Below are 13,757 nucleotides of genomic sequence, written 5' to 3'. Positions count from 1 at the left end.
GCCCTTGTCACCGCCGAGCTGATACCCGACGTACCCGCCGACACCGCCGCCGACCAGGCCCGCGACCAGCGCTAGCGCCGCCGCACCTGCGATCAGCCCGCCGTGTCGGTTCCGCTGCTGGGGCGGCTGGACCGGCGCGCCGTAGCCCCCCGAAGGCCACGGCTGCGAATGCGGGAACTGCTGCGTCGAGTGCGGCGGCTGCGCCGCCCCAGCCTGGTGATGGGAATGTTGCTGCTGGGGCTGAGTTTGCTGGTGATGGGCATGCTCGGCTTGGGTCTGCTGTTGCGCGTGCTGCTGTTGAGCGTGCTCGGCTTGGAGTTGCTGGTGCTGGGCTTGCTCGGCTTGGGGCTGCTGTTGAGCGTGCTGCTGTTGAGCGTGCTCAGCTTGGGGCTGCGCCTGCTGGGGTTGCTGGGACTGGGCCTGGTGCTGCGCCTGCGGCTGAGCCGGAGCTTGGGGCTGCTGGGGCTGTTGCTGCTGGGGCTGCAGCGGCACCCCGGCTGGTGGCGTGTCGCCGGTGCCCGCGGCGGGCCCATTCGCCTGCGGCTTCGGTTCTTCCGGCTGATTGCCGGAGTTGCCCGGGGTGTGTTCGGTCATGGCTCCACCTTGCTCCAGATGGCTGAGAAGTGTCTGAGACCAGGCTGAGGGTCTGCCTGATAACCGTTGGCGCGGACTGTGATCTCCGACGCGCCCCGTGAGCGCTTTTGGGCGTTGGAGCCCCCGAAAGTACTCACGGCCCCCCCCGGCACGGCGCTTCGGACGTCGGGGGGCGGATTACCGCAGCCGGGCGGCGATCTGCTCCGGGGTGACGTCGTTGATCCACACCGCCATGCCAGACTCCGAGCCCGCGAGGTACTTCAGCTTGTCCGCCGAGCGCAGCACCGAGAAAACCTCCAGGTGCAGCCAGGAAAGCTCCCGGCCGGTGCGCACCGGCGCCTGGTGCCAGGCCGCGATGTAGGGCAGCGGGCGGTCGTAGAGCCCGTCGAGGCGGCGCAGGACGTCCAGGTACGTCACCGCGAAGTCGTCGCGTTCGGCGTCGGTGAGCGCCACGATGTCCGGCACCTGGCGGTGCGGCACGAGGTGCACCCCGACCGGCCACCGCGCGGCCGCGGGCACGAAGGCGGTCCAGTGCTCGGAGTCGACGATCACCCGCTCCCCCGCCGCGCGCTCGGCGGCGAGCACGTCGCCCTGCAGGTGCCGACCGTGCTGCGCGAGGTACTTCTCGGCGACCTGCAGCATCTTCTCCGTCTTGGGCGTCACGAACGGATATCCGTAGATCTGGCCGTGCGGGTGGTGCAGGGTGACGCCGATCTCCTCACCGCGGTTCTCGAAGCAGAACACCTGCTCGACGCCGGGCGTCTCGGCCAGGCCGGCGGTCCGGTCGGCCCAGACGTCCACCACAGTCCGCGCCTGCGGTGGGCTGAGCTCACCGAACGACGAGTTGTGGTCGGAGGTGAAGCACACCACCTCGCAGCGGCCGCTCGCGGGCGCGACCGGCACCATCGGCATTCCCTCCACAGTGGACTCGGCGCCGGGAATGCCCTGGGCGAACGACGGGAACTGGTTCTCGAACACGACGACGTCGTAGTCCGGCTCCGGGATCTCGGTGGGCCGCCCGGGGGCGCTGGGGCACAGCGGGCACAGCTTGGCTGGCGGCTTGTAGGTCCGCGCCTGCCGGTGCGCGGCGATCGCGACCCACTCGCCGGTCAGCGGGTCCCGTCGCATCTCCGAAGCCGGGGCCTGCGGCGGCAGGTCCCTGGTGTCGTCAGCATCCCGGGTCCGCGCCGGGTCGGCGTCGAAGTAGATGATCTCCCGGCCGTCGGCCAGGCATCGCGCCGTCCGCTTCACCGCTCCTCCTCCACGCCCTGCTGATCGGCCAGCAGCAGCTCGACGTGCTCGGCCAGCAACTGGCGCGCGTCGCCCGGCAGGCCCTGGTCGCTGATCAGCAGATCGACCTCGTCGAAGTCGACGATCGTGGAGATCCCGACCGTCGACCACTTGGAGCTGTCGGCGACCACGACCAACCGGCCCGCCGCCTCGGCCAGCGCCCGGTTCGTTTCGCTCTCGTTCAGGTTCGGGGTGGTGAAACCGGCCCGCGGCGCCATCCCATGCACCCCGAGGAACACCAGGTCCAGGTGCAGGGAGCGCAGCGCCTGCACCGCGACGGGCCCGACGAGCGCATCCGACGGGGTGCGGACGCCGCCGGTGAGCACCACGGTGCGGTCGGTGCGGCCGCGCTGCTGCAGGGCGTCGGCGACCCGCACGGAGTTGGTCACCACCGTCAGGTCGGCGACCTCGTCGAGGTGCCGCGCGAGCGTCCAGGTGGTCGTTCCCGCGGACAGGCCGATCGCGGTGCCCGGCCGGACCTGTTCGGCGGCCAACCGCGCGATCGCCTCCTTCTCGTCGAGCTGCCGCACCGACTTGGCCTCGAAGCCCGGCTCGTCGGTGCTGCGGCCGATCATCGAGGTTGCGCCGCCGTAGACCTTTTCCACCAGGCCACGGCGGGACAGCGCGTCGAGGTCACGGCGGATCGTCATGTCCGACACGCCCAGCCGCTGCACCAGGTCGCCGACCTGCACCGCCCCGGTGCGCCGCACCTCGTCGAGGATCACTTCCTGGCGTTGCCGCGCGAGCACTCCACCCGTCCCCTCAGCCCGTCGGGGCCGCGTAGGGCTCGTGAGTGTTCGTTCCGGTTCTTACCGGCACCAACACTCACGAGCCTACCCACACAGCCCAAGCAAACAAGAACCAACATTACCCGAACCGGCGAATGGCGAATGGCGCAGCAATTCGACACAGCGGACGAAGTAGAGTGTTCATTGATGTTCGATGTACGGCGGGCTGCCCGGCAGCGCCATGCGCAGGAGCGCCCCGCCCTCGGGCGCCTCACCGGCCCAGACCGTCCCGCCGTGGCGCTCCGCGACCTGCTTGACGATCGACAGGCCGAGCCCGGAGCCCGGCAGGGTCCGCGCGTCGGAAGACCGGTAGAAGCGCTCGAACACGTACGGCCGGTCCGCCGCGGCGATGCCGGGCCCGCTGTCGGCGACCTCCAGCTCGGTGGTCGCGCCGTTCGCGGCCGGATGCAGGTCCACCCGCACCCGGCCGCCGTCCGGGCTCCACTTCGCGGCGTTGTCCAGCAGGTTCAGCACCGCCCGCTCCAGCGCGGTCGCGTCGCCCATCATCACCCACGGCTCCAGGCGGACGTCGAACTCGATGCGCGGCGCCCGGCGCCTCGCGCGGCTCAACGCGCGCTCCACGACTTCGACCAGGTCCACCGGCTCATGCACGGCCTGCGGGGTGTCCTCCCTGGCCAGCTCGACGAGGTCGCCCACCAGGGCGGACAGCTCCATCACCTGCGCCTGGACGTCGGTGAACATCTCCGCCCGGTCTTGCTCGGACAGCTTCGGCGCGTCCGGCCGGGCCGAGGCCATCAGCAGCTCCAGGTTGGTGCGCAGCGAGGTCAGCGGGGTGCGCAGCTCGTGACCGGCGTCGGCAACCAAACGCCGCTGCCGTTCCTGCGACTCGGCTAGGGCGCCGAGCATCTTGTTGAAACTCGTGGTCAGCCGCGCCAGCTCGTCGTCGCCGCCGACCGGGATCGGGCGCAGGTCACCGGTGAGCGCGACGCGCTCGGTGGCCGCGGTCAGCCGCTGCACCGGCCGCAGCCCGGCGCGGGCCACCGCGGTCCCGGCGGCCGCCGCGAGCAAGATCCCGGCACCGCCCATCACCACCAGCACCACGCTCAGCTGCGCGAGCGTCCGCTGCGTGGGTTGCAGCGACGTGGACATCACCAGCGCGGCGTTCTGCCCGGTCGGGACCGCCACCACGCGGCTGTTGGTGCGCTGATCGGTGCGCAGCGACTCGCCGGTCTGGCCCTTGGCGACCGCCAGCTCGTCGAGGCTGATCGGCGGCCGGTCGTTCGGGCCGACCACGACGCCGTCCGCGGACAGCACGCTGATCTTGAAGTTCTGCGCAACGAAAAACGCCACCGGCACCTGCTGCAGGTCCGAGGTACGCACCAGCGGGCCATCGGCCGCTTCCACCGCGCGCTCGGTGAGGTTGTCGTCCAACTGCTGGTAGAGGCTGTCGCGCACGGTGACGAAGGCCGCGACCGATACCAGCGCTACCGCGCCGGCCACGCAGATCGCGGCCAGCCAGGTGACCCGGTTGCGCAGCGAGACGCGCTGGAACCGGCCTTTCGGGCGCTCTTGCGGGTCGAGGTCGGGCGGAGGTGGTGCGGGGACTGTCACGGCGGCGTCTCGCGGAGCACGTAACCGACGCCGCGGACCGTGTGGATCAACCGCGGCTCACCCTCGGCCTCGGTCTTGCGGCGCAGGTATCCGATGTAGACCTCCAGGGCGTTGCCCGAGGTCGGGAAGTCGTAGCCCCACACGTCCTCCAGCAGGCGGCTGCGGGTCAGCACCTGCTTGGGGTGCGCCATCAGCAGTTCCAGTAGGGCGAACTCGGTGCGGGTCAGGCTGATCGGGCGCTCCCCGCGGCGGACATCGCGGGTGCCCGGGTCCAGCTCCAGGTCGGCGAAGTGCAGCGCGGCCGGCTGCGCGTCCTGCCCGGCCTCCGGCGGGGTGGCGCGGCGCAGCAGCGCGCGCAGCCGGGCGAGGAGCTCTTCGAGCGCGAACGGCTTTGGCAGGTAGTCGTCGGCGCCCGCGTCGAGCCCGGCGACCCGGTCGGACACGGCGTCGCGCGCGGTGAGCACCAGGATCGGCAGGTCGTCCCCGGTGCTGCGGAGCCGCCGCGCGACCTCCAAGCCGTCCAGGCGGGGCATCATCACGTCGAGCACCATGGCGTCCGGACGGTTGCCGGCCAGGAAGTCCAGTGCCTGTTGACCGTCCGCAGCGAGCTCGACCTGGTACCCGTTGAACTGCAACGACCTTCGCAGCGATTCCCGCACGGCACGATCGTCGTCGACGACGAGGATGCGCATGGGAACAGTCTTACCCCTAGCCCTGAGAAGCAGCTGAGAACCCGCCGTGCGTCGCGGCACCTCGTGACATCCGTCTCCACTTCGGCGTGATCCCGGCGCGCGCCGTCACCCGGGGTGACCGCGCGCGCCGGATCGGTCACCGCTGCTGGAAGTGCCTGATGAGCGCGCGCGGCACCAGCTTGCGCTGCCCGTCGACAACGATCGGCACCAGATCGGGTGCCGTCGCCTTCCACTGCGATCGGCGGTGGCGGGTGTTGCTGCGGGACATCTTCCGCTTCGGAACGGCCATGGCGGTCCTCTCGTCGTTGCGTTGATGGGGTCAGCGATCGGCCTGTTCGCCTCCTCTGACGAGGCAAACAGGCCGTTCGCTCTAAACCTCGCGAGCAGATCCGGGTCGCGTCGCCGCTGTCAGCGGATCCGGTCGCCGTAGCGGCGGCGGAACTTCTCGACCCGGCCCTGGGTGTCCAGGACCCGCTGGTTGCCGGTCCAGAACGGGTGCGAGTAGGCGGTCACGTCGATCACGATCAGCGGGTAGGTGTTGCCGTCCTCCCACTCCGTCCGCGTGTCGGACGTGGCGGTGGAACGGGTCAGGAACCGGTCCCCGGTCGTGCGGTCCTGGAACACGACGGGCCGGTACTCGGGATGGATTCCTGGCTTCATGACTTCTCCTCGTAGGTTTTCGGCGCGGAGCCGCTGGCGGCCGGCACCGCGGATCGCGGCGATTTCGCGCGAAATCGCCGCCCGGCACGCGTGGAAAGTGCCGATTTCGCGCGAAATCGCCGCCCGGCGACGCGCTACCGGGTGCCGGTCTCGCCGGTGGCGTCCGCGGTGGTCTCCGCCGGGTCGTCGCCGCACGGGTCGGTGTGCCACTCGCCGAACGGGTCCTCGTAGCTCGCCCACGCGCGCTCGCCCTCGGCGAGCTCGTCGTCGGTGAGCAGGGCGTGGCGCAGGGCGTGGGCGATGTCCTGCGGGTTGGCCTCGTGGACGATCACGACCAGCTCCTGCATCCGGTCGCCGTAGTAGTCGTCCCAGGTCAGCGAGGCCCTCACCTGCCGTTCCGGCGAAACGTCGGCCCACTGGTCCGGCTCCAGCGCGGCCAGCCACGGCCCGGCGTGCGCGACGCCGAGTCCACCGCCCGCGGACTCCAGCCACAGCGCGACGCCCGGCTGGCTGGCGACCCAGACGCGGCCGCGGGTGCGCACCACGCCGTCCAGCAGCACGTCGATCGCCTGGTGCAGCCGCTCCGGGTGGAACGGCCGGCGCTCCTCGAAGAGCACCACCGACACCCCGGCATCGGTTTCCAGCGACGGCTGCCCGCGCAGCAATTGCCCCTGCGGCCCGTCGACTTCGCCGCGGCGCGCGTCGGCGGGCACCTTGGCCAGCAGCGCGGAAACGTCCAGGTCGTCGAGGTGCATGCCGGGCGCGTTGGGCGTGAGCCGGGCGATCACGGCCTCGGTGCGCACCTGGTTCCACCGGTCGTCGGCACGTCCGGCGAGCACGATCGCATCGGCGAATTCGACCTGCCCCACCGCGACCTGGGCGACGGTGCGCTCGTCGTCCGCGCTGCCGCCGAGCCCTCGCTCGACGAGCTCCTCCTCGCCGGTCGCATCGGCGAACCAGGTCGCCAGGTCGACGGTGGTGACCACGGCCTGGACGTCGACGTCGCCGGCGAGGGGGCGGTCGTCCACCAGGACGTGCTGCAGCGCCCAACAGATGGTTTCCGGCTCCAGCGCCGGATCGAGCTGCACGACGATCCGCGTCACATCGGGCGCGGCGGACAGCCTCCGCAGCAGCGGCAGCATGTCCAGGCGCAGCGTGCAGGACACGCAGCCGTGCGCGAGCTCCAGGATCTCGGTGCTCTCGCTGTCGCCGTGACGGACCAAGCGCCGAACGACGCCCTGGGCGACTTGGCGCAGGTCGTGGTGCACGAGCGCGGTGCCCGCCGGTTCTTCCCGCCGGGCCGTTTCGGCTGCCGCCGCGACCTGCCCCGCGCGGATCCCGGCCACCATGATCAGCGGAATCCGCCGGTTCGCGGACGACTCGGTTCCCATCCCCACCTCAATCGACAACGGTTTTCATCTGATGCGGACACACGCTACCCTCGACAGCGACGAAATGAAAACGAATGTCATTATCGAGAGGCAGGTCATGTCCATCCGCTGCCAGGTGACCGGGAAGAAACCCGGCTACGGCAACCAGGTCTCCCACTCCAACCACCGCACTCGCCGCCGCTGGCTGCCCAACGTGCAACGGCGGCGCTACTGGCTGCCGTCCGAGAACCGCTGGGTCCGGCTGCGCGTGTCGACGAAGGGCATGAAGACGATCGAGAAGCGGGGCATCGAGGCCGTGGTGGCCGAAATGCGAGCGCGAGGGGAGCGCATCTGATGGCCAAGAGCACCGACGTCCGCCCGGTGATCAAGCTGCGGTCCACGGCCGGCACCGGCTTCACCTACGTGACCACCAAGAACCGCCGGAACGACCCGGACCGGCTGGTCCTCCGCAAGTACGACCCGGTCGCCCGCAAGCACGTCGAATTCCGCGAAGAACGCTAGACGGTGATTCCCGGCTCTTGACCAGTGAGCATTCGCGAGCCCCGAGAGTTGAAAGGAACGGCCAAGTGGCCAAGAAGTCCAAGATCGCGCGCAACGAGCAGCGCCGCGAGATCGTCGCCCGCTACGCCGAGCGGCGGGCCGAGCTGAAGAAGATCATCGTCGCCCCCGGGAGCAGCCCGGAGGAACGCGATGCCGCACAGCGCGAACTGCAGCGCCAGCCGCGCAACGCGAGCCGGGTGCGGCTGCGCAACCGCGACGCCGTCGACGGGAGGCCGCGCGGCTACTTCCGCAAGTTCGGCGTCTCCCGGGTGCGGCTGCGCGAGCTCGCGCACTCCGGCGAGCTGCCCGGCGTGACGAAGTCGAGTTGGTGAGCCGTGCGCAACAACGACCGGCACAGCGGCCGCCGCAAGCCCAACCTCCTCCAGCGCGAAGGCGTCGTCCAGGTGGACTGGAAGGACACCTCGCTGCTGCGCAAGTTCATCTCCGACCGGGGCAAGATCCGCTCCCACCGCGTCACCGGCCTTACCGCGCAGGAGCAGCGCGAGGTGGCGAAGGCGATCAAGAACGCCCGCGAGATGGCGCTCCTCCCCTACCCGTCGAACGGCCGCAAATGAGGCGTTCGCCCAGGTGAAGGGCCGTGAGTGCTTTGGGGTGCTATGGCGCCCCAAAGCACTCACGGGTCCTGACCGGGCATAACTCGTCCCCCCGCCCCGTCCGGTAGCAGGTGTTGCGGGCGGCCAGGCACGGGTGCCCCTTACCCCCTTGCCCCAGCGGCGCGGCAGGATGGGCGGCGATGACGATTGCCCGCCGAGCCCCGAAGCTGACCGAAACCGCCCCCGCCGCCGACCTCTACGACGTGATCAACCGCCGCCGCGACGTGCGCCGGGAGTTCACTGGCGGCGAACTCCCCGACCCCGTGCTGCGCCGCGTGCTGACCGCCGCGCACAGCGCGCCCAGCGTCGGCCTGTCCCAACCGTGGGACTTCGTCCTGGTCCGCGACGACGTCATCCGCCGCTCCTTCCGCGAGCACGTGCTGGCCGAACGCAGCGTGTTCGCCGCCCAGCTCGACGGGGAACGCGCCGAGACCTTCGCCAAGATCAAGGTCGAGGGCATCGTGGAGTCCTCGCTGGGCATCGCCGTCACCTACGACCCGAACCGCGGCGCACCCCAGGTGCTCGGCCGCCACGCGATCGCCGATGCCGGCTTGTACTCGGTGTGCCTGGCCATCCAGAACCTGTGGCTGGCCGCTACCGCCGAAGGCCTGGGCGTCGGTTGGGTCAGCTTCTACCGCGAGGAGTTCCTCCGCCGCCTGCTGGGCATTCCGCAGGGGGTGCGTCCGGTGGCATGGTTGTGCGTTGGACCGGTGCGGGCCCTGGCGGACACACCTGACCTGGAACGTCACGGCTGGCGGCAGCGGTTGCCGCTGGAGCAGGTTGTCCACTACGACAAGTACGGCCACGGTCGCAACCGGTAGCCTGTAGGTCACGAAAACCGCTCCGGCACGCGGTTCCATTACTAGGTGTGCTCCAGCGAGGACGCGGTGCAGCAGGATGATCCGCTGATGGTCGGCCACCTGCCGGCCCAAGACCGCCACGTGCGGTTGTTGCTGGACTCCGGCCGTTTCGCCGAGGCCAACGCGGCGTTCGACGAGCTGCTCGCGGCCGGGGCGAACCACGTCGACGAGCAGTGGAACCGGCCCACCGTGCTGGTGCACCGGGCCTCGGTGGCGTGGCGCTTGGAGCGCATCCCGCTCGCCCTGGAGCTGATCGCCGAGGGCTGGACCGACCTGGACGTGGACCGCCCCGAGGGCGCGGCGGCCGCCCACACCATCAGCATGCTCGGCTACCTGTTGGAGACGATCGGCCACCGCGGCCCGGCGCTGAACCTGATGGCGCTCTCGGTGCAGATCGCCCGCGACTCCGGCGACCAGGCGGCGCTGGCGCACTGCCTGAACAGGGAGGGCAACGCGCGGGTGTTCCGCGCCATCACCCGCCCGGACGAATCGGGGGCGACGCAGTTCACGTTGGCCCGCGACCTCTTCGACGAGTCGCAGGCGCTGTCCAAGCCGGGTCAGGTGAAGCGCTCGGCGCTGGCAGGTTTCGCGCGGGCGCTGGCCGGTGTCGGCGACACGGCAGCCGCGGAACAGGCCGCCCTGGAGTCGCTGGCGCTGGGGCGGGCCGCCGACGACTGGTTCACGACGTCGGTGGCGAACTGGGTGCTGGCGGTGGTGCGCCGCGACCAGGGCCGCCTGGGGGAGGCCCGGACGTTCGCCAGCCGCGCCCTGGACGGCGCCGAAACGATCCGCGACACCATGCTGATGATGCAGTTCTCCCTCGACCTGGCGGCGATCAAAGAGGAGCTGTCCGACCCCGTCGGTGAATCCGCCGCGCTGCGGCGAACGGTCGCCTCCTGCAGCACGGCCGTGGACGTGCTGCAGGAGGGCTTGGGGCAGGCCTTGGAGCAGCGCCGCGTGGCGGTGCAGGCGCAGCGCATGGCGGTGGCCGCGCAGGAAGCCGCGCTACGCGACCCGCTGACCGGTCTGACCAACCGACTCGGTCTGGAGCGGCGCGCGCCCATACTGCTCGAGAGCACCGCCGCGTCCGGGCGGGTGCCGTGGCTGTTGCTGCTGGACGTGGACTGGTTCAAGGACGTCAACGACCTCGCGGGCCACACCGCGGGCGACGTCGTGCTCCAGGAAGTCGCGCAGCTGCTGCGCCGCGAATGCTGCGCCGACGACCTGCTCTGCCGGTGGGCCGGCGACGAGTTCGTGGTGCTGCTCGTCGACGCCTCCGAGGAAACCCGCGACGCCGGGCCGATCGTCGCCGAACGGATCCGCGCCGCGGTGCACCGGCACGACTGGCAGCTGGTGCTCGGGCGGACGACGAGGCCGAAGACGGTGAGCATCGGGGTCGCGGCTGGCCCGGCGAACCTAGGAGGCCGCTGAATTAGGCGGTTCTGGGGACAGTCGCCGCAGGGACGGAGGCGAGAAAATTGACGAGCAGTCCCGCAGAAAGCCCCTATCCGCGCGTGGCAGTGCGGTCGGGGCGGGCGAGAGAGCACATAGACGGGCCGGTGAGGGCCCGGTCCGGCCGGTCGGCCGCTGGTCAGGCGGCCGAGCCCGCCAGAACCCAGACTCCTGCCGTGCGAGATAGCCCGCGGCCCACGAGATTGCGCAGGTTGAGCCCGGCGGTGCGACGAGTGAGCCAGGCATGGTTCTTGGTGGCGCCGCGATAACGGAGTTTGAGACGACGGCCGCCGATGCTGGCGATCTGGGAGATGACCCGTTCCACGTTGGGCCGGAACTTCCGGTACTTCTCTCGCAGTTCGGGCTTGTCTGCCCAGTCACGGCGGGCTTGGCGCAGCAGATCATCTCGTTGGTGCAGAACGATTTTACGGCCGGTCTTGGACTTGGTGCAGCGCGCACGCAGCGGGCAGTCGCGGCACAGCGCGCCGAAGGTCGCCACCCGGTTTTTCTGACTGATCGGGCGGGTGTTACCGGCCGGGCAGCTCACCGTGCCCGCGTGCTCGTCGACGGTGAAGTCGTCGACGGTGAACCCGCCCTCCACCGGCGCTTGCACCGGTTTCGGCTTGATCACAGCCTCGTCGGCGTCGGTGTCGTCGATCGCGCCACGCAGATCCCCTGTGCCGTAGGCGGAATCTCCGTACCACTCGCAGGGATCGTCCTCGGCGTCGAGGAACTCCTCGGCCACCGCCGGATCGGAGTTCTTGGTCCCAGCGGCCTTGGTCAGCTTCTCGTCGGTGATGATCCCGGTCTCGGGCTCGGCCGCCACGTGCGCCCGATACCCGTCGCGGCGGTTCTCCGGCGACTTGCGGGTATGCCGCGCATCCGGGTCCACAGTGGATATCACTCGATCCGGGGCGACCCGCCGCGCAATCCGCCACCGCCCATCAGTGCCATCCGATCCTTCCGCCGGTTCGACATCCTGACCGGCGACCAGCGCCAGCAACGCCACCGCGACCTCCGCATCGCCCTCCAACTCGGCCTCCGTCAACACCGCCACCAGCGCGCCTGCGTCGTTGACCAAGGCCGACACCAGTGCGTCCTTGGCCTGCGGGTCATCCCAGTCAATCCTCGGTTTGCCCGGCTGGCTGTAGTCATGGCCGGTGCACACCTGTGCGATCCGCTCGGCTGCGCCAGGAACCTGCCGGGCCACCCGCCGGATCGCCGCAATCAGCTGGGTGACGGTGTCCTGAGTGGCCACCGCATCAGCCAGGATCGTGGAATCCACCGCCCGTTTACGCCGGCCGCGCAGGATCCCGGTCTGCTCGATGACGTCCTTGACCGCGTCATTGATCCGGTGGGGCCGATCCGACGCCGCCAGCCGTTTGCGCCAGTACACCAGGGTCGAGGCATCAAATCCCTTGTGGTCCAACGACATTCCGGTCGCGACCTTCCACCGCAGATCACACCGCGCGGCGTCGGCGGTCTCCCGATCCGAGTAGTCATGCAGCGTCTGCAACACCAGGACCGAGGCCATCACCGACGCCGGGATCGACGGACGTCCCCTCCCCGAGGGGAACAGGTCCTCGAACTCCCCATCGGGGAACACATCCTGACGATGCTCGGCCAGGAACGCGAACACACTGCCCGCCGGCACCAGATGACCGACCAGCGCGTGAGCGTCCAGCAGTTCCCGGTCGGCACGTTCCACACCCTGCATAAACCGATTCTCCCAGCTCAAGCCCAGATTCCTGGGAGACACGCCGATTATTCAGCGGCCTCCTAGAGCACCTGTTCGCCGCCGCCGACATCGCGCTGTACCGGGCGAAGCGGGGCGGGCGCAACCGCTGGGAGATCGACGGCGACCGGTCGGCCGCGGACCGGTCGACCGCGGACCGGTCGACCGCGGGTTGAGGCGGATCCGGCTCCGGTTAGGATCGGTCGCCGTGCCCACCACGCTGCGCCCCGATGGCGGCGGATTTCCCTTGCGCAGCAAGGTAGAATCGATGATTGACGCCGGAAGCCCGGAAGCCCGGAAGCCCGGAAGCCCGGAAGCCCGGAAGCCCGGAAGCCCGGAAGCCCGGAAGCCCGGAAGCCCGGAAGCCCGGAAGCCCGGAAGCCCGGAAGCCCGCTGGTGGCGGCGATGTCCGCTGGGCGGGACCGGGCTGGGCGCTGGGACTCCGCGCCGGTGCAGCGCCGGATCCTCTGCCTCGTGAGAACTCTGGCCACGCTGGACCGCCTGCTGGACGTGCTCCCGGTGCTCGCGGACGACATGCGGGTGGAGACCCGCTTCGCGGTGGCCGCGGGATCGGAGTTCGCCGTGAACCTCGCCGACGAGCTGCACCGCTCGCAGGCGCAGGTCGTGGACTGGGAGCAGGCCATCGGCAAGGACTTCGACTTCGCGATCTCGCCGAGCGGCAACGGCCCGCTGCACGAGCTGGAGGTCCCGGTGCTGACGCTGCCGCACGGCGCCGGACACCACAAGCTCCGCGCCACGGAAACCGGTGTGGCACAGGAAATTTCGGGCCTGTCCACCGCCCAGCTGATGCACGAGGGCCGGGTGGTCCCGGCGGTCGTCGGCCTCTCGCACCCGAACCAACTGGCCGAGCTGCGGCGCAGCTGCCCCGAAGCGGTCCCCCGCGCCGAGGTGATCGGCGACCCCTGCTTCGCGCGCCTGCAGGTCAGCCTGCCGATGCGCGGGCAGTACCGCGCGGCCCTCGGCACCGGCCCGCGAAAACTGGTGGTCCTGGCCTCGACCTGGGGCCCGCATTCGCTGTTCCGCCAACAAGGCGGGCTGGCGCAACAATTGGTCGCCGCGCTACCCGCCGACTACCAGGTAGCGCTGGTGCTGCACCCGAACGTCTGGAGCAGGTATGGCGGCCTGCAGCTCGAAACCTGGCTGCGGACGGCCCTGCGCAACGGGCTCGTCCTGGTTCCAAAGCTACGCAAGTGGCAGGCCGCGCTGGTCGCCGCGGACGTGGTCGTCTCCGATCACGGGTCGCTGGCGTTCTACGCTGCCGCGCTGGGAAAACCGCTGCTCATGGCGGCTTTCGGCACCGGCGAGGTGGTGCCCGGCTCCCCGATGGCGCTGCTGAGAGGGCGGGCGGAACACCTGGACCCGGCCGGGGACGTGCGGGCGCAGATCGATGCGGCGCGGCCGATCCCGGATCATCGGCAGCTCGCCGATCTGGCCTTCCACGACGGCCCCTACCAGCGCCTTCGCGAGCTGATCTACCGGCGGCTGGAACTCCCGGAGCCGCCGTGGCCTGCCCGTCCGGAGCCGGTGGACCTGTTCCACTCGTGAGTG

The 13,757-nt window shown here is 70.5% G+C and carries 16 protein-coding genes; 8 read left to right on the top strand and 8 right to left on the bottom strand.

What is annotated here, in order from left to right; genetic code table 11:
* Positions 1–102: 102 nt before the first annotated feature.
* Positions 103–642: a hypothetical protein gene (locus ACRXBZ_RS23485; protein ID WP_433880936.1), complete on the top strand. Its 540-nt coding sequence runs from the start codon at positions 103–105 to the stop codon at positions 640–642.
* 129 nt (positions 643–771) lie between these two features.
* On the opposite strand, the gene galT is transcribed toward ACRXBZ_RS23485, so the two are convergent.
* From galT to mrf, 7 genes are all read right to left on the bottom strand, one after another.
* Entirely contained in the window at positions 772–1,845 is a 1,074-nt protein-coding gene (galT, locus tag ACRXBZ_RS23480; RefSeq protein ID WP_433880935.1) for a galactose-1-phosphate uridylyltransferase, read from the bottom strand.
* Entirely contained in the window at positions 1,842–2,633 is a 792-nt protein-coding gene (locus ACRXBZ_RS23475) for a DeoR/GlpR family DNA-binding transcription regulator (protein ID WP_433880934.1), read from the bottom strand. Before ACRXBZ_RS23475 ends, galT begins: the two co-directional genes overlap by 4 nt.
* A 180-nt stretch (positions 2,634–2,813) precedes the next feature.
* A complete protein-coding gene (locus ACRXBZ_RS23470; RefSeq protein WP_433880933.1) occupies positions 2,814–4,244 on the bottom strand; it encodes a HAMP domain-containing sensor histidine kinase in 1,431 nt (476 codons plus the stop codon).
* A complete protein-coding gene (locus tag ACRXBZ_RS23465; protein WP_168586473.1) occupies positions 4,241–4,936 on the bottom strand; it encodes a response regulator transcription factor in 696 nt (231 codons plus the stop codon). Before ACRXBZ_RS23465 ends, ACRXBZ_RS23470 begins: the two co-directional genes overlap by 4 nt.
* A 136-nt stretch (positions 4,937–5,072) precedes the next feature.
* Positions 5,073–5,225, bottom strand: a complete 153-nt coding sequence (gene rpmF / locus ACRXBZ_RS23460) for a 50S ribosomal protein L32 (RefSeq protein WP_168586472.1) — start codon at positions 5,223–5,225, stop codon at positions 5,073–5,075.
* A 119-nt stretch (positions 5,226–5,344) separates the two neighbouring features.
* Complete coding sequence (locus ACRXBZ_RS23455) at positions 5,345–5,596, bottom strand: type B 50S ribosomal protein L31 (RefSeq protein ID WP_190818809.1); 252 nt, start codon at positions 5,594–5,596, stop codon at positions 5,345–5,347.
* Between the two features lie 134 nt (positions 5,597–5,730).
* Positions 5,731–6,987, bottom strand: coding sequence for a ribosome hibernation factor-recruiting GTPase MRF (gene mrf, locus ACRXBZ_RS23450; RefSeq protein ID WP_433880932.1), 1,257 nt, complete (start codon positions 6,985–6,987; stop codon positions 5,731–5,733).
* Between the two features lie 97 nt (positions 6,988–7,084).
* Between mrf and rpmB the strand changes: the two genes are divergently transcribed.
* The 6 genes from rpmB (at position 7,085) to ACRXBZ_RS23420 (ending at position 10,432) form a co-directional block, all read left to right on the top strand.
* A complete protein-coding gene (rpmB, locus tag ACRXBZ_RS23445) occupies positions 7,085–7,321 on the top strand; it encodes a 50S ribosomal protein L28 (RefSeq protein WP_168586469.1) in 237 nt (78 codons plus the stop codon).
* Positions 7,321–7,488 (top strand): 50S ribosomal protein L33, encoded by a 168-nt coding sequence (rpmG, locus tag ACRXBZ_RS23440; protein WP_010316403.1) that lies wholly within the window; start codon positions 7,321–7,323, stop codon positions 7,486–7,488. Before rpmB ends, rpmG begins: the two co-directional genes overlap by 1 nt.
* Positions 7,489–7,553: 65 nt before the next feature.
* Positions 7,554–7,859, top strand: a complete 306-nt coding sequence (gene rpsN / locus ACRXBZ_RS23435) for a 30S ribosomal protein S14 (protein ID WP_190818811.1) — start codon at positions 7,554–7,556, stop codon at positions 7,857–7,859.
* A gap of 3 nt (positions 7,860–7,862) precedes the next feature.
* Positions 7,863–8,102, top strand: coding sequence for a 30S ribosomal protein S18 (gene rpsR, locus ACRXBZ_RS23430; RefSeq protein WP_433880931.1), 240 nt, complete (start codon positions 7,863–7,865; stop codon positions 8,100–8,102).
* 179 nt (positions 8,103–8,281) lie between these two features.
* Positions 8,282–8,962: a 5,6-dimethylbenzimidazole synthase gene (bluB, locus tag ACRXBZ_RS23425; protein ID WP_433880930.1), complete on the top strand. Its 681-nt coding sequence runs from the start codon at positions 8,282–8,284 to the stop codon at positions 8,960–8,962.
* A gap of 66 nt (positions 8,963–9,028) precedes the next feature.
* Complete coding sequence (locus ACRXBZ_RS23420) at positions 9,029–10,432, top strand: GGDEF domain-containing protein (protein ID WP_433880929.1); 1,404 nt, start codon at positions 9,029–9,031, stop codon at positions 10,430–10,432.
* 160 nt (positions 10,433–10,592) lie between these two features.
* On the opposite strand, the gene ACRXBZ_RS23415 is transcribed toward ACRXBZ_RS23420, so the two are convergent.
* Positions 10,593–12,170 (bottom strand): IS1182 family transposase, encoded by a 1,578-nt coding sequence (locus ACRXBZ_RS23415; protein ID WP_433883811.1) that lies wholly within the window; start codon positions 12,168–12,170, stop codon positions 10,593–10,595.
* Between the two features lie 423 nt (positions 12,171–12,593).
* Here ACRXBZ_RS23415 and ACRXBZ_RS23410 point away from each other — a divergent pair, with 423 nt between their 5' ends.
* Positions 12,594–13,754, top strand: coding sequence for a hypothetical protein (locus ACRXBZ_RS23410; protein WP_433880928.1), 1,161 nt, complete (start codon positions 12,594–12,596; stop codon positions 13,752–13,754).
* The last annotated feature ends 3 nt before the right edge of the window (positions 13,755–13,757 follow it).

The organism is Saccharopolyspora hattusasensis, from assembly GCF_050972075.1.
GTDB classification, from domain to species: Bacteria; Actinomycetota; Actinomycetes; order Mycobacteriales; family Pseudonocardiaceae; genus Saccharopolyspora; species Saccharopolyspora hattusasensis.
Note: the sequence above shows the minus strand (reverse complement) of the source record. Positions and strands in the feature narration are given on the sequence as shown.

Bases quoted from the DNA above. Each gene is read 5' to 3' on its own strand.
- ACRXBZ_RS23465 (WP_168586473.1), bottom strand. From the start codon at position 4,936: ATGCGCATCCTCGTCGTCGACGACGATCGTGCCGTGCGGGAATCGCTG.
- rpmF (WP_168586472.1), bottom strand. From the start codon at position 5,225: ATGGCCGTTCCGAAGCGGAAGATGTCCCGCAGCAACACCCGCCACCGC.
- ACRXBZ_RS23455 (WP_190818809.1), bottom strand. From the start codon at position 5,596: ATGAAGCCAGGAATCCATCCCGAGTACCGGCCCGTCGTGTTCCAGGAC.
- mrf (WP_433880932.1), bottom strand. From the start codon at position 6,987: ATGGGAACCGAGTCGTCCGCGAACCGGCGGATTCCGCTGATCATGGTG.
- rpmB (WP_168586469.1), top strand. From the start codon at position 7,085: ATGTCCATCCGCTGCCAGGTGACCGGGAAGAAACCCGGCTACGGCAAC.
- rpmG (WP_010316403.1), top strand. From the start codon at position 7,321: ATGGCCAAGAGCACCGACGTCCGCCCGGTGATCAAGCTGCGGTCCACG.
- bluB (WP_433880930.1), top strand. From the start codon at position 8,282: ATGACGATTGCCCGCCGAGCCCCGAAGCTGACCGAAACCGCCCCCGCC.
- ACRXBZ_RS23415 (WP_433883811.1), bottom strand. From the start codon at position 12,170: ATGCAGGGTGTGGAACGTGCCGACCGGGAACTGCTGGACGCTCACGCG.
- ACRXBZ_RS23410 (WP_433880928.1), top strand. From the start codon at position 12,594: ATGTCCGCTGGGCGGGACCGGGCTGGGCGCTGGGACTCCGCGCCGGTG.